The following is a 21,476-nucleotide window of genomic DNA, read 5'->3' as shown; positions in this document are numbered from 1 at the left end:
TATCTTTACGCTCCAATCTAGTTGTCTACCCCGGCTTCTCCGCCAAGCGGTCAATGTGGGCCATCACCTCGCTCCAATTGGCGGCGCGCATGACGTACTCGCTTGTCACCATCCGGTTATACGGCTGGTCAAAGAGAATGATAGGCTTGCGCAATTGCGCAAACTGCTCCGCATAGTGAGGTCCATCTTCGATTAATACATCCACTTTAGAGGCAACGCAGACCTCGAGTTTATTTTCGACAAAAGCGATGTTATTGTACGTAATGCTGTGATGCTTGAGCCACTCCACCGTCACATCGCGGAACATCTCCGGCCTCGCCGTAATGATGGAGATCTCATGCCGTGCGGCAAGCTGCCGCAAGCAGTTGACCGCCGTTGGATACGGCACGGAGTTCCAATGAATCTCATGTCCGTATTTCGCATAAACGGCATCCCGCTCTTCCCGGCTCCAGCCATATTTCAGGTAGATATAAAACTCGTTCGCGTCGTCCGGGGTTAACGAGAGCCCCGACGCCAGATTATAATAGGTTACATGCGCCGAGGTCGCATCCAGAACCGTATTGTCTAAATCTATCGCAATATGCACAGCATCATCAGCTCCTTCTAGGCGGTGTTTGCCGATTCAGCATATTTACCCATTATCGGTTCCCTATTGCAGAAAAACAAGAGGTGTCAGCCATTATGAACGTCAATGAGATTCGCGATCAAGACCCTATCGATACCGAAGAAGAGCTGCGCCAGCTCATCGGTTACCCTAGCGAACTAGCGAGCCGGAAAACGATCCATTCGATCGACCGGCATTGCGCCGATTTTATAAGCCGTTCGCCCTTCCTCGTCATCTCCTCCTCCGACCGACTCGGTCGCTGCGATGCATCGCCGCGAGGAGATCAACCCGGATTCGTCCTTATTCAGGACGAGCACCGGTTAATCATTCCGGAAAGGCCCGGAAATAAGCGAATCGATACGCTGCGAAACATTCTTATGAATCCTTATGTCGGTCTGCTCTTCCTGATTCCCGGGCTTGGAGAAACCCTCCGCATAAACGGCCGGGCATCGCTTATGAAGCAAGCTGAGCTGCTGGAGCAGCTCGCCGTTAACGGCCGCAAGCCTCTGCTCGCCATCAGCGTTGAAGTGGAGGAATGTTTCATACATTGCGCCAAAGCGTTCATCCGATCCGGGTTATGGGAACCAGGCTCATGGTCGGATAAAGCCGCGCTCCCTTCCGCCTCCCGAATCATTGCGGACCATGCCGACCTTCCCGGAACTGATGCCGAAGCCATAGCACGCAGGCTTGAAGAAGGATATTCGCAGCGCTTGTACTAGCGGATGAGATCGAGAAAGCGGTTTCGGCACGTGTATCCCAATGTGGATAACTCAAGCTGTGGATATGTTCATACGGTTCTGATAGTTATACCCGAATCATGGTTTTTGGGTGTTGACACTGGGGATAACCTTGTGGGTAACTGTTAGCTTCCTGTGGAGAAGCGTGAATAGCCTTGAGGCAGCAAGCATTGAATCGTGGCTCATATCGGCGGCATATCCAATCGAGCCCGTTCTGTTCGAATGATTAACGACGCGAGAACGCGTTCGTCATCCAGATTTTGTGATTCGGCAACGTAGGACCAGCTTAGATAGCAATCCGGGATCAAACTGACTGCGATTTTACGACATTATTCGTGGTGCATAGGCAAAAGGAGGAGCGGTCCGCAGGGCCGCTCCTTCAGATTGTAAAGAATCCCACCATCGTATAATTGGCAGGCTTGTCGACTTTTATATGGTTAGCGTGTGCTCGGAAGCACGAAAGAGCGCCCGAAAATTTTAACGGATGCTCCAGCGCTTATTTGCACAAATATAGCCTTTCTTAAAATCTAACGGTTGCCAGAGGCGTTACTTGGCTCAAATCGGAAGAATTCGCTGCCCCGATCGCCAAATAGCGTTCCTGAGAACCGTTAGAATTTTAAAAGGGCCATTTGAGGCTAAATAGCGTGCGTGGCAACCGTTAGCGTATGCGCGGTAGCCTGAAGATCGCTGAACAGCGGCCATTCCTTCTTCTAATAATTAATAGGTAAACCATCGCATCAACCCGTCTGCCACAAGCTCATGCCCAGTCCGGTTAGGATGGTTCGACCAGGATAAGAGATCCGTCGGATCGCCTCCGTTTGCCCGGTAGGCTTCGAACAAGCCGAAGCTGTCCACAAGGCCGATCTCATACTGGGAAGCCAACTGCCGGATTTGCTCCCGGTGCGCACACAGCTCTCGCCAAGCTTCCGAGGATGGGTCGCGGTACGACGTATCCCAAGTCGGCGTCAGCAGAATCACCTTGCTTCCCGCAGCCAGCGCCTGCTCGATCATCGATTGCCAAGCCGTCCCGGCCGCCTTCAGCCCTAGACCTCTGTCGTTCAAGCCGTAATCGATGGTGACGACATCCGGCCGCAAGGAAAGCACTTCCCGGGCGAACCGTTCCGCCCCGCTTACGGCATGCTCGCCGCCGATGGCCGTCACGGTCACGTTGATCACGGCAAAAGGAAACCGTTCCTTCAGCTTCCGGTGCAGCAGATGCGGGTAGGCGTTAAAAGCATCTACTACAGGGGTTGCAAAATACCCGGCCGGCACGCTGTGCCCATGGCATGCTACCGTGACGCTCCGGTTATCCGGCCAATGCTTCATTAATTCCCCGACGGTATTGCGCAAATAGTGAACCGGTTCGGAAATTGTCAACGCTATTCCCCCTTGCAGGCACTAAGCGCGCCTTGGATGCTATCCATTTTCGCGGCATGCCCATGCATTCCCTGCCATTTCCGCAAAAGAGAATTCCATTTATAATAGAACAAACTACGATTAGGAGGCTGACCCTATGCCGCAACAACCAATGAACGGCCCTATCATTGCCACGCCTATGCTTGGGAAAATACTCTCCGGCTCCGATTTGGTTCTGGCCGAATGGACTGCAGATGGCTGCCCTCCGGGTACCGAGCCGATGCGCATCGCACCGCTCCACCGTCACCTTGAGGATGATGAAGCATGGTATGTGCTGGAGGGAACGCTTGCCTTCCAAATCGGCGACGACATCATCGAAGCCGGCAGCGGCAGCGCCGTCATAGCCCCGCGCGGAGTGAAGCATACGTTCTGGAATCCCAAGCAGCCCCCAGCACGTTATCTGATTATCATGACGAAACGGATCAGCGGGCTGATCGACGCCATTCACGCTGCGCAGCAGCGCAATCCCGCTGCGATGAAAACGCTGTTCGCACGGTACGAAAGCGAGCTGCTCGAATAGCAGCCGCTTAAATCATGCCATAAGATTTTAACGTCTTTAACCGTTCTACCGTGACGAAACCGCGCCATTCCGCTTCCGCTCCGGGACTTACAGCCGGCCAGCTGATCGGCCAGCCGCCGTCCTCCTGCTGCTGGCCGATCAGAGCATGAAGATGACGCTCGATTTCCCCCTGGGGAATAACTCTACCCGCATAGCTATCGCGTTTCGGCGCCCAATCCAGCACCTTATGCACATAGCCCTCAGCTTCCGGATCAAACTCGATGACGCCCGGCTGCTGCAGCCAATCATCTATTCTTGCCAAATAAACCGCTGCCTTCTCTTGATCTGAAGCATTCTGCAAGAACGTAATCCATTGTATACCGTCATGGAAACCGGACGGCTGCTCCTGCTCGAACACGCGCCATAAATAAGCCGTATTCCGCAGAAACCACTCTTCCTGCCGAATGTCCATCCTAGCATTCTGTTTGCTCAGATAGCCTATCAATAAACCCGTAGGATTCACCGAAGCGACATCATCCCGCTCCACTCCCCACCATGGAGCATGCGAGTAGTCCTTCGCGTTGCAGAAGACGAATGGCATCCCTCCATCCGGCAGCGTAATGCCGCGGACATAACGGATGATGCCGTCCAGCAGCTCAGCATCGAGGCAGCCGACCTCATCCATGAGCGCAAGCGCCACTTCAGTAGGGACCGGCTGGCTGTACGGACAGCGGATATCCGGCTCAAGCGCATGGCCAAAGCCGCCGTCCGGATTTTGATACGCCCGAAGCGCGCCAATCACCGACTCTTTCGTTCCATCCTCGAATAAAAACTCGAATCTTTTGCGGTCAATAAGCCTCGCATTCTTGTACAAAAACGATTTTGCGCGTCCCAAAACGCTGTTGTCACTCATGATTTCATCCTCCTCTTCGTATCCTTCATCTAACCTTCAGTCGTATGTCCCGAGCCATATCTGCCGCATAACCGTTTCGCCATGCCAAACAGCGCTTCCTTCAGATGCGCAGGCGCTTTCACCTCGGCATCCATGCCCAGCGTAAAAAAGAACCGTTCCGCCCAGCTCCGCTCGGAGGCCGGACAAATGAAATCCAGCTCCCACGTCTCCTCGTCAACTTGCCTGACGCTATCGCCGATATGGAGGTCCTGCTCCGCAAGCAGCGCCCCCCGATAGGTCAAGCTGGCGATAATGCGTGTAGATGACTCCTCTTCCGCTTCAGCAGGCCGCTCCAGCAAGCTGGCCATACGAGCCGCTTCATCGGCTGAGAGCTCCATCGCCTCCACCTCGATCATCCTGTCAATCCGAAACGTCCGCCATTCGCCGTGCGTCACCGAATAAGCTTCGCTGTACCAATAGCCGTGGGCGGTATAAATTTTGCGCGGCCAAAGCTGGAGCCACCGCGTCTGCTTCTCGGAGCGGTAATGAACGCGAATCCACCTGGCTTCCGCCGTGTGGGCCAGCAGCTCGGACAAATAGGGCGACTGCACGCTTCGCTGCGGCACCTCGACCTCCACAACCGCGAGCTTCGATTCGATGTACTCGAGCGTTTGCTCCGGCATGACGGCCTTCAGCTTATCCAGCACGGTCCACCTCGCCTGGCGAAACGGGGTATCCGCCATCTTCGTCAAGCTGCTCAGCGCGAAGAACACGGCTAATGCCTCCCCGGCATCCAGCTGCAGCGGCGGCAGCCGGAAACCGTCCATCAGCCGGAAACCGCCCGAAGGACCGCTTACGGCATAGATCGGAACGCCCATTTCGGAGAGCGACTGCATATCCCGCAAAATCGTCCGTTTCGTTACCTCGAACTTCTCCGCCAATCGCTGCGCGGTTGCCGGCTCCTGCTGCAGCGCGATCAGTATCGCCATCAGTCGGTCCATTCGTTTCAAACCCGCATCCCCCGTTTCTGGTACCAGTATATCACCTTATTGGTGACATCTAGTTTGTCACCAAATTCGATTGCAAACATATGTTCGCTATTGTATGATGGAAATATCAGCCGGCCATAATGAAACGGTTGACCTAATCATAAAGGAGCGAATACGATGATTACCACATTGATCCCTTACCTCGTGATGAACGGAAATGCTTCCGAAGCAATTGATTTCTACAAAGAAGCGCTGAATGCCGAGGTCATGTTCGTGCAAACCTTCGGCGAGATGCCGCATGATACGCCGCTGACGGAGGAATCCAAGAGCTTGATCGGACATGCCACGATTAAAGTGGGTCAAACGGACTTGATGCTCTCCGACGCGTTCCCGGGCATGCCGCATCAAATCGGCACCCAAGTGACGATCTGTCTGTGCACAAGCGACGTGAGCACGTCCAAGCAAGCACTAGCGGCGCTTGAACAAGGCGGCCAAGTCGGCATGCCGCTGACGGAGACGCATTTCAGCCCAGGCTACGCGATTGTAACCGACAAATTCGGCGTTACATGGCAAATTTACACGGAAGGCCAGCACTAACCGCTGCCGCCTTAAACAGGAAGACACTGCCTCGCATCAAGCGGGCGGTGTCTTTTTTTCTTTTTCGAGCTGAATTAGATAAAAATTACATAAAAAAATGTCTCTTTTTGTCGGATTTATTTCATCTATGTGCAATTTGCTTCTGATATAATAGAATCATCTAGTCCAAATGGCGTAAACCTATTGATAAATGAACATATGGATTCCAATGATGCTAGGCCTTATACTACTAACTTAGGAGGGAAATGCGGTTCAATGAATTATCTTTATTTTTCCATCGGATCATCAATCGAGTATTTCTCGGTTTTCGTGCTCATGTTCACGTTATTCCGCTTTCCCGTTACAGAACGGCTGAACATCACCTTGATCGTTTCTCTCATGATGAGCCAGGTATCTTACTTCTCGCGGCTCATGCCGGAGATCGGAGACTTCTCATCCTACATACAGCTTGGCCTGCTCGTCATTGTACTATGGATCTTGTTCCGGGTTCCGCTTTATTACTCGCTGATCATGAATGCGGCGGCTTTCATCGTCGGCTTCGCCATTCAGGGGCTGACCTTGCTGATCCTGTCGTTGTCCGGTACTCCCCTTGAGTTCGTGACAGGCACGCCGATCATTTCCGCAGCGGTCCAGCTGCTAACCGCCGCTATCGTGTTCGCGATTAGCCGAACCATCTATATCAAGCACTGGGGGTATGATTACGTGCCGGCTTCGCACCGCGCGAACGTCAGCATTACCGGAACCAACGCGATCCTGCTCGTTGTCGTCGTGACGAGTTTGGTCGTCGCTGCAGGCGCAGGGCTTGTCCTGAGGGGCAATTTCAAAGACTATGCGATTGTCGCAAGCGTCATTTTTCTGCTAACGATTCCTCTATTTCTGCACTACTCCATTAGAAAAGACAAAGAAGACGCTGGATAGGAATCGTTATTACTCTGAGAAGGAGGTGATAACGATGCAAAAAAAGGCTTATCAAGTCCTGGCGGCAGCCATTATCGGCATTTCGTCTTTGTTTGTACTGACAGGTTCGTATTTCCTTTTGCACCAACCGCGCATTCCACAAGAATTAAGAAAGAAGGGCGTGTAATATGAAGATACCAGTCGTAAAAAGATACAATAAAAAAGAGTTCGATATCGTTTTTATTGATCTTGAGGACGTTCTTCTTATGCGCAGCTACCGCGGTGAGGTATACTATCAAACAAGAGAAGGTCTTTACAGTCAAATCTCCACCTTTGAAGAGCACGAGCGCTTCTTGGTAGGCGAAGGCTTTAAGAAGGTCGATCGCTGTTATGTCGTACAAATGGATCAAGTGGAGTTTTTTGATGAAATTCAGCAGCGTCTTTACTTCGTGAAAAAACCAGTAAATAGCGATTCGCCAAGCGCACCTGTTTCCGGCGCTCATCTGAAGGAAGTGGAGCGGCTCTGCAAGGATGCAGAAACGCCAGCGGTCCGGAATGATTTGGCCGGCGGATTATCGACATCATAGTTTAGCATATATACATAAAGCCTTCTTCACCGAGTACGGGAAGAAGGCTTTTTTATTATAGGGCGGCTTGAATGGCGGTCGCCCGGGCACGGCGAATGCGCAGCGCCATGAGCGAAGCCAGCAGGCAGAAGAAGCCGGACACGACGAAGGGCACCGTATAGCTGCCCAGCCAATCCCGCAGCAGCCCCGCTTCGTAAGCCGCAACGGAGGCGCCCGCTTGATGCGCCACCACGACCCAGCCGAAGATCATCCCCGCCTTCTCCTTGCCAAATGCATCCGAAGCCAGCTTCGCGGTCGGCGGCACGGTCGCGATCCAGTCGAGCCCGTAGAACACCGCGAACACGGTCAGCTGCGTGTAGCCCGTGCCGAGCGCGTAAGGCAGGAAGATCAGCGACAGTCCGCGCAAGCCGTAATACCAGAACAACAGCCACCGACTGTCGAAACGGTCGGAAAGCCAGCCGGAGAGCGTCGTGCCGACGAGATCGAACAGTCCCATCAGCGACAGCAGGCCTGCCGCGGTGACGATGGGAATCCCGTAATCGCCGCAAGCCGGGATGAGATGCGTGCCGATCAGTCCGTTCGTGGAGAAGCCGCAGAAGAAGAACGTGCCGGCAAGCAGCCAGAACGTCCCGCTTCCCGAAGCGGCAAGCAGCGTTTGAATCGGCGTGAAAAACAGGTTGCCCGTAAACGGGACAGGCTTTGCGGTCTCCGTCGTGCCGAGTGCGGCCGCACCGACATCGTACGGATGGTTGCGCATCCAGATGCCGACGACCGGCGTCAGCACGAGCAGCACCCCTACCACCGTGTAGACGGCGGTTCGCCAGCTGATGTCCTCCGTCAGCTTCGCGAGCAGCGGCAGGAAGAGCAGCTGCCCGGTAGCGGCGCTTGCCGTGAGCAGGCCGATAACGAGCCCTTTATGCGTGACGAACCAGCGGCCGGCGACCGTCACGCCAAGCACGTTCGCCAAGGAGCCGGTGCCGATGCCGACCATAACGCCCCACAGCAGCGTCATTTGCCAGATCGACGTCATGAACGGCGTCAGCGATAGGCTGATGATCAGCAAGAGCATGGAAATGACCATCACCTTGCGGACGCCGTACTTCGCCATAAAAGCCGCCGCGAACGGTCCCATCAAGCCGTACAGCAAGATGCGGATCGAGACGGCGCCCGATACCGCGCTGCGGTCCCAGCCGAATTCTTGTTCAAGAGGCAGCATAAGCACGCTCGGCACGGAGTTGATTGCCGCGGAAACGAGCAAGGTCAGAAACACGATGCCGACCACAACCCAGCCGTAATAGAGCCTAGATGACGTTTTAACCATGTTGCCCACTCCCTTCTATTTCAGCTTATAGGCCATGAGCGCCATTTCGAGGCAGCGCCGTTTATCGGTCTCAAGGAAGTCTTCTCCCAGCAGCATAGCCAATTTATCCAATCGATTGTAGAGCGTCTGCCGGTGGATGTGAAGCCTTGCGGCCGTCTCCTGCTTCGAGCCCATGCACGCGAAATACGCATCCAGCGTCTCGATGAGCTGGAGATGATGCTCCCGGTCATAGGCCAATAATGCCCCTAAATGATCCTCCACATAGGCAGCGAGAAAGGACAGCTTCGGTACAGCCTTCAGCAGCTGGTACACGCCTAGCCGGTCGTAGAACATACATCCCTCATAAGCAGGCACGCTCCGCGCGACGTCGATGACCTGCTGCGCCTCCTCATAGCTTCTCGCCGATTCGGAAATTTGCGCGCGCAGCTTGCCGAAGCCGGCATACAGCTTGAGCGATGATGAGTGCTGCTCGCGCGTCGATTCTCTAAGCTCTTCGATCAGCCGCAGCAGCGTCGCCTGAAAGTTGGACGGCGAATCCATGTGCAGCGCTTCTCTGGCGCAGAGCGTATAGATGCGGTTGTTCTGCATCATGACCAAGCTGTTCAACCCAAGCTTCTTGAGCAGCTGTCTGACCAAAATAAGCAGGTCCTGCTTATCCGCTTCGATCGTGATCGGCTCGCTATCGGCTGTGTGCTGAATTTCGATAATGCCTCCCGCGAACAAATACTCCCCCTTGCTCAGCTGGCGAAGTCCCATTCTAGACAGCGCCTGATCTTCATTCTCGATCCGGTTGTTCATAATATCCAGAATAAATTCGTTATGGTCGCGCGACAGCTTCTCTTCCAGAAACTCCGTGCGCAGCGTAATCGCGGCAACGGCTTTGGTCGTGTAATCGAGCAGCAGCGTGAGCGACTCGGTAATTTCGGGCTTGTTATGAAGGAGTACGCCTACGTAGGAAAACGTCTGGCCGAAGCAGATCACCGGCTGTACGACGAGCAGCTGCTGCGCATTCATCGGCAGCATGGACACGTCCTTGGCCGAAAGCGCCTTGGCATCCATTTGACGCTGCAGGAAACCGGAAATCGGACTGGAGGCTTTCGTCGTGAGCGCAGGATAAAAAATGCTGTGATCGAGCGAGGAGAAATACAACACCTGCCGCCCGGTCTGCTCATGGAACGCTCTAAGAATCTGCGCGATGCCTGTGCTCTCGATCGTTAGGCGTTGCAGCTTTCTGGAATACACCTCAAGCTCCTTCAGAAACTGATGCTGCCGGTTGATGAGCAGCGCATGAATGTCCTGCGTAATTTCGACGAATCGGACCGGCTGCTCGAACACGATCAACGGAAACTGGTGCTGGTCCGCCAGTTCCACGATTTCCTTCGGGATGGCGTCGACGGTAGTTTTCATCTCGATGCATAGCCCCGCCGCATGCTGATCGATCAGCTGCTTCATATAGGCGAACCGGTCCTGCTCGTTCTGCTTGAGCCAGAGCCCTGTTGTTAATATCAAATCGTTCGGGCTTACAAATGGAGCCACGTTCGTTATTTCGAGCACATGCACCCAGCCGACGGGGCGATGCATCCCCTCCCGCCCGGCAGCCAGCTTCGCGGAGCGGAAGATCGGCCTCGCCAGCAGCTGGCCAATATCGAATTTCAATGAAGTGTCCATATTTTCAACCCCCGATTAGACAAAATGTCTATAATGGCTAGTCCCACTATACAAATATGTCTATGATCCCGTCAATCCGCTTGATGTTTTGTACGATGAATAAGTGACAAGCCGATTTTATAATGAAGCTATAAAGTTCCCATTACGACTAACGAGGAGCGAAGGATCATGAAGATCGGCGTACCGAAGGAAATCAAAAACAATGAATGCCGTGTCGGGGTAACGCCATATGGCGTAAAGGAATTCGTGCAGGACGGCCATATCGTCTATGTCGAGACAAACGCCGGCCTGGAAAGCGGCTTTACCGATGCCGAGTACGCGCAATCCGGCGCTATTATCGTGACGGACGCCGCATCCGTATGGCAGCAAGCGGACATGATCGTGAAAGTAAAAGAACCGCTCCCTAGTGAATACCCTTATTTTCGAGAAGGTTTAATTCTCTTTACGTATTTGCACCTCTCCGCGGATCCGGCCCTAGCAAAGGCGCTGGTGGACGCGAAGGTGACCGCCATCGCTTATGAAACCGTCAAAGAAGGCGGAGCGCTGCCGCTGCTTACGCCAATGAGCGAGGTGGCCGGCCGGATGGCGGCCCAAATCGGCGCGCAGCTGCTCGAACGCCCCAAAGGCGGACGCGGCATTCTCCTCTCCGGCATTCCCGGCGTGGCCCGCGGCAAGGTTACCATTATCGGCGGCGGTGTCGTCGGCACGAATGCGGCCAAGATCGCCGTAGGCTTAGGCGCGGATGTAACGATTCTCGACCTTAGCGCGGCGCGTCTGCGCCAGCTCGAGGACCTGTTCGGCAATCAAGTGCAGACGCTGATTTCCAGCCGGCACAATATCGCGCGCAGCGTAGCCGAAGCCGACCTGCTCATCTGCGCCGTGCTCATTCCGGGCGCGAAAGCACCCGTCCTCGTATCCGAAGACATGGTGAAATCGATGAAGCGAGGAGCCGTTATCGTGGATGTCGCTATCGACCAAGGCGGCAGCGTCGAAACGATCGACCATATTACCACCCACGATAATCCAACTTATGTGAAGCACGGCGTTATTCATTACGCCGTCGCCAACATGCCGGGCGCCGTGCCGCAGACGTCCACCATCGGACTCACCAACGCTACGATGCCGTATGCGATGCAAATTGCCCGCAAAGGCGCGTTCCCAGCCATCCAAGACAGTCCCGCCCTGCAAAGCGGCACAAACATTATCCATGGCAAAGTGACCTACAAAGCCGTAGCCGATGATCTTGGTTATGCATACACTCCTCTAGCCGAAGTGCTGGAGCTGCATACCGTTCACATATAATCAGCCTCTTCATTTTTTAAACCCCAACGCCAAGCCCCCTTGAGAAAGTCTCAAGGGGGCTTGGCGTTTGTAGAAGTATGTCCGGGTTTCTAACGAACCCATTTGTGCTTATTTCGCTGAAATTTGCTTAAAATGCGAGCTAACGAACCTAGGAAGCCTTATTTTGCAGAAATCGGGTGATTTGCGGTCATTCTAGAGGAAATAAGGTGTCTGAGATTCGTTAGCACCGCAATTATAGTGATATTTCCAAATAAGCTCTATGAGGTTCGTTAACGATCCCTCACGATTCATCCTTGGACTTTCGGAAGCTTCACTGTCACGTAAGTACCTTCACCGGCTTCGCTCATAATGCTTAATCCATAACCGTTTCCGTATTGAACTCGAATTCGCTCCTGCACATTATAAAGTCCGTAGCCTTTTGACTGCTTCACCAGCACCTCATCCACTAATTCTTGGGTCATGCCCGGACCGTTGTCCCGCACCGTAAACACGATATAATCATGCAGGCTTGCGCCGCTGATCCGCAGAAGTCCTTTGCCTGTCCGCTTCTGGTCGATCCCGTGCTCGATGGCGTTCTCCACGATCGGCTGGAGCACCAATTTGATCATCTGGCAATCCAACATTTCCTCATCAATGTCGTATTCAACGTCAAACTCGTAATCGTGCATAATCAGCTGCATCTCGATGTAAGACTTGGTGTTCAACAGCTCGTCCCTCACGGACATAATGTCCTTGCCCTTGTTGAGCGAGGTGCGATAGAAGGTCGACAGCAAGCCGGCTACGTCGCTGATATCCTCTGCCCCTGCCGAAATCGCCTTCCAGTTGATGACCGAGAGCGAGTTGTATAGAAAATGCGGGTTGATCTGCGACTGCAGCGCCCGAAGCTCCGCTTCCTTCTGGCTGATCTGGTTCTTGTAGCCCTCTTCGATGAGCACATTGATGCTGGCAAGCATTTTGCCGAACCGAAGCTCGAGCTCCCCGATCTCGTCTCTGGCCTGCACCCGGGAATCGATGTTAAAAACACCCTGCTCGACCATCCGCATCTTCGTGTTCAATTGGCCGATACGGCTCACGAACAATCGCGAGAACAGCCAGATGATCCCGAACAAAACGATAAAGCAAATGCCTTCGATCACGATGGTGGCGCGAATGATTTTCCAAGGCTGAAAGGTTACCGCGTCGGAGGAGGCAATGAGCGAGAGCGTCCAGCCGGATTCATGAATCGGCCTGCTCAGGACCAAGTCCCCGCTGCTTTCGCCGCTTGCCGGCAGCTTTACTGACGGCTTGCTGGCGTAGACGACCTGCTGATGCGCATCCGTGACGGCGACGGTAAACTCGCGTGAACTCGACTCTTTCAAGGAATTGGCGAAGAACTCCGGTTTGAGCTCCATGTAGACTAGATTTCCCTTATCCTCTAACGTATCGCCGAATATGCGCCGCACGCCGAACACTTTGCCGTCCTGCGCATACCAGTTTGTCTCGGACGACTTCATGGCCTCGTCAAACCAGAATTCATGCTCCACCTTCGCAATCGGGATGATCGAGTTCATGCGTTCGGTAATGTTATTGCCTGTGTAGATCATAATGCGTTTAATATCGTTATTCAGAAACAGCGTCGTATCGAGCAGCGGGTCCACGTTTTCGCTGAGATCTTTATACATCGTGTAGTAATCCGAGTACGCATCGTTGAAAATATGGGCAAACACCGGGTTGTACGCAACCAGCTCAATCGCCGAATTGAACCGCTGCAGCTTGTAACTCAAATTGTCTTCCATTTTGCTGAGGCTGTCCTGCAGGACAACATTCGCTTGCTGCAGCTGCAGCTGCCTCGACTGCTGATACGAATATGCGCCAAGCAAGGCAAGCGGGATCATAATGACCGCCAAGTAAGAAACGAACAGCTTCCGCTTCATACTGGCGTTTCTCATAAATGCCGGAACCATGGACCGATCCTCTCTCCCCTCGCGCTAACAGCCGGCTTTCCGTTCATTATAGGGGAAATCCATGATTCAGGAGTAGAGCAGAAAATTCCAATTGGCCAAGCTGCGGCCCGGCTTTACTCTTTCACCGCACCAAGCACAATACCGCTTACGAAATATTTCTGCAAAAACGGATAAATCAGCATAATCGGCACCATCGAAACCATGACTTTAGCGGCGTTAAGCAGCTGGCTCGAGATGTTGGACAGCCGTTTGACTTCCTCGGGATCCGTCGTATTCATGATCGAGCTGAGGTTCACGATCAGCTGCTGGATATACGTCTGCAACGGCCAGTTTTCCTTATGCTGCATCAGAATCATGCCGTCGAAGAAGGCATTCCAATGACCTACGATGGAAAACAGCGTGACGGCTGCCAGCGCCGGCAGCGAGACCGGCACGAATACCATGAACAATGTTTTCCACGGTCCTGCGCCGTCCATGTTCGCCGCCTCTTCCAGCTCCTTCGGAATGCCCTTGAAGAAGTTCATGAGCAGGATCACGTTGAAGACCGGCACGGCCGTAGGCAGCACAAGCGCCCAAATCTTGTCGAGCAGGCCAAGCGAATGGATCGTCATATACCATGGAATGAGTCCGCCGCTGAACAGCATGCAGAACACGATAAACCACATATAGATGTTGCGGCCCGGAAACAGCTTGGCTGATTTGGCGAGCGGATAGGCCATGAGGACCGTGATAATGAAGTTAATGGCGCCGCCCAGGAGCACCCGTTCCACCGACACCCCGAAGGAGCGGAAGAAATCGCGGTCGCCTAGCACCTGTTTGTAGGCACTCACATTGAGATCGACCGGCCAGAAATAAACTTGACCGGACATTGCGGCAACCTTGCCGCTGAACGAAATGGCGAGCGTATTCAGTATCGGAGCCATCGAGAAGAAGGCGACAACGGCTAGCATGCAGTAAATGACGGCATCAACGATACGGTTGTTTCCTCGAATCATCATGAGTGATCACTCCTAAAAAATCCGGTAGTTCGCAAAGCGCGAAGCGAGCGTATAAGACAGTGTAATCAGCAGGAAGCTCACAACGGATTTAAGCAAGCCGACTGCGGTTGCGAGGCCGTACTGCGTCTCCAGCAAGCCGGCGCGGTACACGTAAGTATCGATAATATCCCCGGTCTGATAAACGATCGGGTTGTACAGGTTCAAGATTTGCTCAAAGCCGGCGTTCAGCACGTTGCCGAGGCTTAGCGTCGCGAGCAAGATTACGGTCGGCAGCAGGCTTGGAATCGTTACGTACAGCAGCCGCCCGAACCGGTTGGCGCCGTCAATCGCGGCCGCCTCGTACAGATTCGCATTCACGGAGGCCAGCGCCGCGATATAGATGACGGTGCTGAATCCGAATTCCTTCCAGACGTCGCTGGCAACGACGATCGGGCGGAACCAATGGTTGCTCTGCAGGAACATGATGGGCTCGAAGCCAAACAGCTGAATGATGTGGTTAATAATGCCGTCCAAGCTCAATATGTTTATCATCACGCCGGACAGAATGACCCATGACATGAAATGGGGCAAGTAGACGATCGTTTGGATGGTCCGCTTGAATTTGACGCTGACCACTTCATGAAGCAGCAGCGCGAACAGAAACGGGACGATCAAGCCGGCTATTATTTTCATAATCGCTATGACCAGCGTGTTGACGAGGATGAGCTTGCTGTCGGGCAAGCTGAACATATAAGAGAAATTCTCGAGGCCAACCCAATCGGAATGGAACAATCCCAACGTCGGTTGATAGTCTTGAAAGGCGATCAGGATGCCGAACATCGGAATAATGCTGAACAAAATCAGAAAAATAATGCCGGGCAGCAGCATGAGATGATAGCTCCATACATAGGACCGATTAAACATGCGATCTCCACCTATACGTGTTGTAGTAAGAAGGGTATCGCTCGCTTACCGGCAAGCAAGGATACCCTTCTCGTTTCGATTTACTTGATCGACTCTTCTACTTCTTTGGCTACCGTATCGCCGCCGGTGCTCTTCCACGTCGTGACGAACTTGTCAAAATCGTCAATCGGCGCTGCGCCCGTAATGATGCGCAGGAACGTTTCGTTCTCCAGCTTGTCGAGGTTCGCGCCTCTCTTCACCATGGTTTCGGTCGAGCCGTAGAAGATCGGGTTGACCTTCGCGATTTCTTTGGCGCCCGTTACCGCACCGGCAACGTAGAACGCGAGAGAGTCCGCGAAAGCAGCAATATCCTTCTTCGGTTCTTTATGGTTCTTCAGGATCGAATTGACGCGCGGAATGAGGCGGGCCGGCAGATCCTTCATGTCGTTGTCCTGCAGCACCTTGTCATAAACCGGAATGTCGCGGGCAAGCGCATCCTGGAAGTCCAGCTGCAGGTTCAGCGGGTAGTTGAGCCAGCTGACGCCCTTATCCTTGTAAATCTCCTGCGATGCAGGGTCGATCAGACGGATGCCTTCGTACTCGACGCTGAGCATTTTCAGAGCCGCTTCCGGATGCTCCGCGTTCTTGCTGACGACCAGGAACGTGCCCGAAGGCGCGGATGGTACGACATTGCGTTTGCCCTCGCCGTCAACCGGACCCGCTACCGGAACCCACTCCGCGTTCGGATCAGCCTTCACGTTATCCGACAGCATCCAGCCGGCGAACCATGGCGCGAACAGAATCCCCGCTCTGCCGCTGGATACGAGACCGGCGTTGTCTTCCCATTTGCGCGTCAGGAACTCTTTATCGATCAGGCCGTCTTTATACATCTCGCTCAGCTGAGCAAGGGCCTGCTTCGTTTCAGGCGTTGTCGAGCCGTATACGACATTGCCGCTGTCATCTTTGAACCAGCTCTTCGGATAGGAGTGGTTCAGGTTGAAGATCGGGTCGAAGGTGAAGAATCCGCCATCGCCTACTATGGATTTGTCGCCAAGAAGGCCGACCGTGTCCGGCTTGCCGTTTCCGTCCGGATCTTGTTCCTTGAACGCTTTGGCAACCGCCTTCACGTCTTCGATGGAGGATGGCACCTTCAGGTTCAGTTTGTCTAGCCAGTCCTTGCGGACCCACAGCAATTGGTAGCTGCCGTCGATGTTCGTATTCGGCAGGCCGTACAGCTTGCCATCGATGCGGCCCGTATTCAGCACGCGGTCATCGGAGTACGAGCTGTAATACTCTTTAATGAGCGGGGAGCTGTATTTCTCGTAAATGTCCGTCAGGTCTGCCAGCGATCCGGCCTTGGCCAGCCGCTTGAACTGCTGCTCGTTGACGACCATAATGTCCGGGATGGTGCTGCTTGCGATCGTCAGGTTCACCTTCTGGTTATACGCGTCCATGTCTTCGACGGAGAACTCGTACTTCACTTTCACGTTGAGCCGGTCTTCGACGTATTTCAGAAACTTGTTGTTCTCCAGCGTATCGCCGTCCGGAAGGTTATTGCCGGATACGCCTTGTCTGCCAAGGGAGACCGTAATCTGTTCGTCGTATTTCGTAAACGGTCCGTCGTCTTTTGCTGCGGGCTCTGTATTTGTTGCGGAAGCATCATTCGAGCCGGTCTCCGAGTTGGCAGCCGCAGCTTGATTGCCGCTCTCATCGGCGTTATTCGAGCCGCAAGCCGTTAAACTCATCGCAACCGATGCACATAGTAACAAACTTAGCGCTTTTGCTTTCATCGTCATCCCCCAAGTCCAAGTTTTTTCTTTACAGGTTCATTATATAAAGCAACCGTTTTCATCCTCTATGCGAAATTTTTTCGAATGGACATCAAATTTTTACGATGCCGATTCCCGGTATTTAGCCGGACTGACCCCGTGATGATTGCGGAAAATCTGAATAAAATACGAGGAATTGCTGTAGCCGAGCGACTCGCTGATATCGATGATTTTCATATTCGTGCGCGTCAATAGCTCCACTGCCTTCTCCATGCGGACATGCGTGATGTAGCGGACCAAGCTGCGCCCGGTCTCCTTCTTGAACAAGTAGCTCAAGTAGCTTGGCGTCAAATGAACCTGCTCCGCAATGGCCTCGAGGGATAGATCCTGACTGTACCCCTTCTCGATCAGCTTCTTGATGCCCGTAATGAGCTTGCTTGCCGAATCATCCTTCCCGCTCTCGTCTTTGGCGGGCAACAGGCGTTCGATTATCGATCCGATTAACGCTTTCAGTTCCGTCAGCGAGCCTGCCCGGAAGATTTGGTCGACATAGACGCTGATATCCTCGATGTCGGCACGCCCTTTATCCGTCTTGGCATACACCCGCTTCACCAGTTCGGAGCAAATGAATTTCGTATAAATGACGGACAGCTTGCCCTTCGAACGAAGCGCAGAGAAAAGCAAATCCACGCCATAAAGCGCGCCATGCGCATCATGGCCCTCTACATAGCCGTATATGCGCTTCAGCATGGACTCCACCTCCTGCTCGTCCAGCGCCGGCTGCTCTTGCGTCTCCTCGCCCGTAAACAGCACCGGATTCCCTTCGGCAAAAAATTTGTAGTCGATAGCCGCTTCCATCTCGTTAAAGACGTCGCTCAGCCTGTCCAGCCGGTTCACGGGGCGGCCGACGACGATGCCGGCTCCGGCTGCCGCGAAGCTATCGTCCATGCCGCGAACGATGCCGTCCGCGAGCGGAAGCAGCTCCTCCTTCCCGAGCATGCGGCTGCTCTTGACGAGAATCGCGCTTTGATGCTCGTTTAAGTTCACGTAATCGTGGTCATACGGAATAAAACCGCTCATAAGCGCGGTAAACGGGGCATGGTGATTGTCAAAAAACCGACTGCCGCAGTCGATCAGCATCAGATGCAGCCAAGCCGCATCCGCGTCGTGCTCTTGATGAACGACACCGTATAGAGCGTCCATAAGCACCTTCTCGCGCTCATACGCCAGCCCCCTGTTATATCCCTCTAGCAACTGTTCGTTCTTGATCCGATCCTCGCGCTTCCGGTCGCACGCCTCGATAACCTGCTTCATCACGGTCATGAATTCCGGAATCTGGATCGGCTTGAGCAAGTAATGGTTCACGTTTGTCTTCAGCGCCCTTCGTGCGAACTCGAAATCGCTGTAAGCGCTGTATATAATCATCGGAATGTCCGGCTTTAGGCTGCTCACCCGCTCCGAGAACTCGAGGCCGTCCATAAAAGGCATTTTAATATCGGTGATGATAAGATCGATCTGCTGTTCTTGGACGATGGCGAGCGCGGCTTCCCCGTTCTCGGCAAGCACCGGTTCAAGCGGAAACCGATGGCGTCTGATCAGCTGCCGGATTCCTTCGCGTTCAATCCGCTCGTCGTCGACAATTAAGATACGGTACATCACGGATCCCCCGATTCGTTAAGTTTGTCACTTGCTATGCCAAAAAAGGGCGTATCTCCGAAAAAGCGCTGAAAAACGACATTTCAGGCTCTCCCAAAGATAACACCCCTGCTGCTCGTTTGCCTATCCTTACTTTGATCGGAACGAAATCGTTTCCAGGTTCAAACTGTGGCAAATCTGCGCCGCCTTCTCCGCGGAATCGATGTGGCTGCCCCATTCGACGGTATATCGGAACTCATAGAAGCCGCCGAGCGTCGCTTTGAAGTTCGTCTCCCAATAGTTCGTGAGCACCCATGCGTACAGAGGATGCTTCACGCCCGCCTCCTGCTGGCCGTGAACCTGACGCTCCCCGTAAGCAAGCGTTCCCGTTTGCATCAGCGGCGTATCCGGCGTCGCGATCAGCAGGCCGAGGCCTGGGGAAAGAACGGACAGCCCCTCTTGAATGCAGTAGAAATCAAGCCCCGTGCCCGGCAGCTGATCGACGCCCGGACGAATGTGCGCGCCCGCCTTCTCAAACCACAGCTCGCTGTCATCCCGACCACCCGCGAACGGAAGCGAAATGTACACGTTCTCCGGATCCCATACGCTGTCCTTATGCATCCGAACGGACACTTCGACGCGCGGCTGGGTACGGAACACTTTCAGGAACAAGGAAAAGTAGCTCAGTCCCTTGAGCTGATAGGTAAGCTCCACGATGCCGTAGATCGGGCCGTTCGTTACCTCCCGCACGCCGATCAGCTCGCCGGCCGTGCGCTCCACGTTCATCCCTTTGCGGTTACGGCCCATGATGCGGCGGACGTTCGCCATTTGCTGCATTTTGCCGGCAGGGGTCACCTCGTAGACCGGAGTGAATGCCGCGTGCGCGCTGCCTGGATCGATAAGCTCCTTGCCCGTTTCTTTATCCAGCCAGCTGACGATGCCTGCTCCGGCTCTCCAGGCAATCCGCACAAACGGCGATTCGATGGCGTTCTCGCTGATACGCAGCTTGGCGGCCTTCTCCTCGTCTCCGAGATGAACCAGATTCGGAATATCGTGAATGCCGTCATTGCCGCGCAGCCGCGTGCTGCTTGTCGTGCGCGAGTCCGATTGAACGGCAGGCCGGATTTCGTACACCCGCTCCTCATTCGGCTGCAATTCGATCATGATCGCGAATTGGTTGCCGCGACTGACCGCCTCCAGCTGATGCGGAATGATGCTGCCCGTTTCCGTGTCCACGATCTCAAGCCCATCCTTGAAATACGACGGCTCCCACTGATCCTCCATATAGAAATGAGCCAGCGTCCGTACCGCATAATCGAATGAGTTGATCACTTTGTACGTAAAAGCCCGGTTCGGCCGCAGCAGCGCATCGCCCCACTCTACGAGCACGCGGTCCAGCGCCGTATGAACGGCACGGCTTGCATTTGCAGCGTATGCTTCCTTGCGCAGTCCCAGCTCCTGCACCATGAGATGCCACGGCTCGCGTACCGAGGAATGGTAGCCCCACGTATGCTCGGCATACATCATCAGCTGCTGCTCCGCATCGCGAACCGCGGCTTCTCCTGCGAAGGCATGCTGCGGATCGAGCCGGTTGACCGCGCCTAGCATACGTTGCGCATTGCGGAAGATTTGGGTATGGATGGCCGTCGACGCCACGCCGTCGGACCACCAGTCCGGCCAGTCGCCGCGGTAGACCGGAATCGGCACATCCTGCCGCTTGACCAGATCGAAATACCGGTTCAGCGTCGTCATTTCAATTTCGACGCGTTCGCCGTGCTTCGCGTTCCACTCTTTGATGAAGCTCATCACTCTGCCGTTCGGTGCCGCGTTATCGCGCAGCAGCCCCATGACGTTGACGAGGAGGAACGGATACGGATAATTCTCCGCCTCCAGTTGGTTCAAATACCGCGAAATGCGCGTCTCCGCCAGCTTCATGTAATCGTCCGGAATGCCCCACACCGGCGTCTCGTCCTTGATCGTATACGAAAGCGCGCCGTCGGGATTGAGGCCGAGGTCGTTGCCCATCATGTAATGCTCGCCGTTCCACACAAGCAGGCGCTGGCCCTTCGGCGTCTCCCAGTAGAACGGGATTTGCTTGCGACCGACGGCAAACATGCCGTGATGCGTATGGACACAGGAGAGCAAATGCTCGATTCCCGCATCGGCCATCGCTTGCGCATAGCCCCAGCTGTAGCCGTTGATGTCGGCGGTCATCGCCGAGCGTACCGCAGGAAGACCGTGCTGTTCGGCGAACGCTCCCGCACGCGAAAGCATGCCGCGCAGCAGATCGTAGTTAATGAGCTCCGTCATATTGAGGTAGGTACCCGATAATTCGATATCGCCCCTGCGCAGCGCGGCGACGAATTGCTCCTGCTCCTCCTCCGTCGCTTGCTCCAGAAACTTCTCCACCGCCCAGAACGTTTCGCAGGTCCATTTGTAGCCCTCCCACTCGGGATGCGCATCGGTGCGCGAGTTATTGCAAATAGCGATGGCCTGACGAATAAAGTCTACATGGTACTGTTCGATCTTCTCTTGCCTTTCCGTGTAGCCGATATCGGTATGAGAATGGTGGATCACATAGATTTTCCAATGCTTTTTGTTCGATTTCATAAGGACGGCTTCTCCTTTGCGCTCAAAATGAATAGGTTACTTCTAATTGTAGCGGCATTGGAGAATCGTTCCTATAATGGTTTCTTTCGAAATATAATAGTTTTTTTAGATGTTTAATCGAGTGCTGCCG

19 protein-coding genes are annotated in these 21,476 nt (G+C 54.1%); 7 read left to right on the top strand and 12 right to left on the bottom strand.

Features of this window, described 5'->3' with window-relative positions; translation table 11 throughout:
- Nucleotides 1-25 precede the first annotated feature (25 nt).
- The gene (locus tag DL346_RS25355) at nucleotides 26-586 is read right to left on the bottom strand and encodes a 5' nucleotidase, NT5C type (protein ID WP_165822669.1); all 561 of its coding nucleotides are present in this window, start codon (nucleotides 584-586) and stop codon (nucleotides 26-28) included.
- Between the two features lie 95 nt (nucleotides 587-681).
- On the opposite strand from DL346_RS25355, the gene DL346_RS25350 reads away from it, so the two are divergent.
- Entirely contained in the window at nucleotides 682-1,323 is a 642-nt protein-coding gene (locus tag DL346_RS25350) for a pyridoxamine 5'-phosphate oxidase family protein (RefSeq protein WP_112885186.1), read from the top strand.
- Nucleotides 1,324-2,058: 735 nt separating this feature from the next.
- Here DL346_RS25350 and DL346_RS25345 read toward each other — a convergent pair.
- A complete protein-coding gene (locus tag DL346_RS25345; RefSeq protein ID WP_206098590.1) occupies nucleotides 2,059-2,718 on the bottom strand; it encodes an SGNH/GDSL hydrolase family protein in 660 nt (219 codons plus the stop codon).
- A 136-nt stretch (nucleotides 2,719-2,854) separates the two neighbouring features.
- On the opposite strand from DL346_RS25345, the gene DL346_RS25340 reads away from it, so the two are divergent.
- Nucleotides 2,855-3,277 carry a cupin domain-containing protein gene (locus DL346_RS25340; protein ID WP_240633416.1) on the top strand — a complete coding sequence of 141 codons (423 nt, stop codon included), beginning with the start codon at nucleotides 2,855-2,857 and terminating at the stop codon, nucleotides 3,275-3,277.
- A 7-nt stretch (nucleotides 3,278-3,284) separates the two neighbouring features.
- On the opposite strand, the gene DL346_RS25335 is transcribed toward DL346_RS25340, so the two are convergent.
- Both DL346_RS25335 and DL346_RS25330 read right to left on the bottom strand, forming a co-directional pair.
- On the bottom strand, nucleotides 3,285-4,169 hold the full coding sequence (locus DL346_RS25335) for a prenyltransferase/squalene oxidase repeat-containing protein (protein WP_112885185.1): 885 nt from the start codon (nucleotides 4,167-4,169) through the stop codon (nucleotides 3,285-3,287).
- A 29-nt stretch (nucleotides 4,170-4,198) separates the two neighbouring features.
- Complete coding sequence (locus DL346_RS25330; RefSeq protein ID WP_165822699.1) at nucleotides 4,199-5,149, bottom strand: HTH domain-containing protein; 951 nt, start codon at nucleotides 5,147-5,149, stop codon at nucleotides 4,199-4,201.
- Between the two features lie 165 nt (nucleotides 5,150-5,314).
- Here DL346_RS25330 and DL346_RS25325 point away from each other — a divergent pair, with 165 nt between their 5' ends.
- From DL346_RS25325 to DL346_RS25315, 4 genes are all read left to right on the top strand, one after another.
- Nucleotides 5,315-5,734 carry a VOC family protein gene (locus DL346_RS25325; protein WP_112885183.1) on the top strand — a complete coding sequence of 140 codons (420 nt, stop codon included), beginning with the start codon at nucleotides 5,315-5,317 and terminating at the stop codon, nucleotides 5,732-5,734.
- A 255-nt stretch (nucleotides 5,735-5,989) separates the two neighbouring features.
- Nucleotides 5,990-6,652: a hypothetical protein gene (locus DL346_RS25320; RefSeq protein WP_112885182.1), complete on the top strand. Its 663-nt coding sequence runs from the start codon at nucleotides 5,990-5,992 to the stop codon at nucleotides 6,650-6,652.
- Between the two features lie 34 nt (nucleotides 6,653-6,686).
- Nucleotides 6,687-6,818: an AgrD family cyclic lactone autoinducer peptide gene (locus DL346_RS28730; protein WP_121497983.1), complete on the top strand. Its 132-nt coding sequence runs from the start codon at nucleotides 6,687-6,689 to the stop codon at nucleotides 6,816-6,818.
- A 1-nt stretch (nucleotide 6,819) separates the two neighbouring features.
- Complete coding sequence (locus tag DL346_RS25315; RefSeq protein WP_112885181.1) at nucleotides 6,820-7,218, top strand: LytTR family transcriptional regulator DNA-binding domain-containing protein; 399 nt, start codon at nucleotides 6,820-6,822, stop codon at nucleotides 7,216-7,218.
- 55 nt (nucleotides 7,219-7,273) lie between these two features.
- On the opposite strand, the gene DL346_RS25310 is transcribed toward DL346_RS25315, so the two are convergent.
- Both DL346_RS25310 and DL346_RS25305 read right to left on the bottom strand, forming a co-directional pair.
- On the bottom strand, nucleotides 7,274-8,539 hold the full coding sequence (locus DL346_RS25310) for an MFS transporter (protein WP_112885180.1): 1,266 nt from the start codon (nucleotides 8,537-8,539) through the stop codon (nucleotides 7,274-7,276).
- A gap of 15 nt (nucleotides 8,540-8,554) precedes the next feature.
- Nucleotides 8,555-10,207 (bottom strand): PucR family transcriptional regulator, encoded by a 1,653-nt coding sequence (locus DL346_RS25305; protein WP_112885179.1) that lies wholly within the window; start codon nucleotides 10,205-10,207, stop codon nucleotides 8,555-8,557.
- A 168-nt stretch (nucleotides 10,208-10,375) separates the two neighbouring features.
- Between DL346_RS25305 and ald the strand changes: the two genes are divergently transcribed.
- Nucleotides 10,376-11,509, top strand: coding sequence for an alanine dehydrogenase (gene ald / locus DL346_RS25300; protein ID WP_112885178.1), 1,134 nt, complete (start codon nucleotides 10,376-10,378; stop codon nucleotides 11,507-11,509).
- 287 nt (nucleotides 11,510-11,796) lie between these two features.
- Here the strand turns inward: ald and DL346_RS25295 are convergent, their stop codons facing one another.
- The 6 genes from DL346_RS25295 to DL346_RS25270 all read right to left on the bottom strand — a co-directional run bounded on the left by DL346_RS25295 (nucleotide 11,797) and on the right by DL346_RS25270 (nucleotide 21,346).
- Nucleotides 11,797-13,452 carry a sensor histidine kinase gene (locus DL346_RS25295; protein WP_112885177.1) on the bottom strand — a complete coding sequence of 552 codons (1,656 nt, stop codon included), beginning with the start codon at nucleotides 13,450-13,452 and terminating at the stop codon, nucleotides 11,797-11,799.
- A 113-nt stretch (nucleotides 13,453-13,565) separates the two neighbouring features.
- Nucleotides 13,566-14,447, bottom strand: coding sequence for a carbohydrate ABC transporter permease (locus DL346_RS25290; protein WP_112885451.1), 882 nt, complete (start codon nucleotides 14,445-14,447; stop codon nucleotides 13,566-13,568).
- Nucleotides 14,448-14,462: 15 nt separating this feature from the next.
- Nucleotides 14,463-15,353 (bottom strand): ABC transporter permease, encoded by an 891-nt coding sequence (locus tag DL346_RS25285; protein WP_112885176.1) that lies wholly within the window; start codon nucleotides 15,351-15,353, stop codon nucleotides 14,463-14,465.
- An 80-nt stretch (nucleotides 15,354-15,433) separates the two neighbouring features.
- Entirely contained in the window at nucleotides 15,434-17,122 is a 1,689-nt protein-coding gene (locus DL346_RS25280) for an extracellular solute-binding protein (RefSeq protein ID WP_165822668.1), read from the bottom strand.
- 99 nt (nucleotides 17,123-17,221) lie between these two features.
- Nucleotides 17,222-18,757 (bottom strand): response regulator transcription factor, encoded by a 1,536-nt coding sequence (locus tag DL346_RS25275; protein WP_112885174.1) that lies wholly within the window; start codon nucleotides 18,755-18,757, stop codon nucleotides 17,222-17,224.
- 129 nt (nucleotides 18,758-18,886) lie between these two features.
- Nucleotides 18,887-21,346 carry a glycoside hydrolase family 38 N-terminal domain-containing protein gene (locus DL346_RS25270; protein ID WP_112885173.1) on the bottom strand — a complete coding sequence of 820 codons (2,460 nt, stop codon included), beginning with the start codon at nucleotides 21,344-21,346 and terminating at the stop codon, nucleotides 18,887-18,889.
- Between the last annotated feature and the right edge of the window lie 130 nt (nucleotides 21,347-21,476).

Source organism: Paenibacillus montanisoli, from assembly GCF_003268025.1.
Classification (GTDB): Bacteria; Bacillota; Bacilli; order Paenibacillales; family Paenibacillaceae; genus Paenibacillus_Z; species Paenibacillus_Z montanisoli.
The sequence above is the reverse complement of the archived record's forward strand: the minus strand, read 5'-3'. Positions and strand labels throughout refer to the sequence as shown.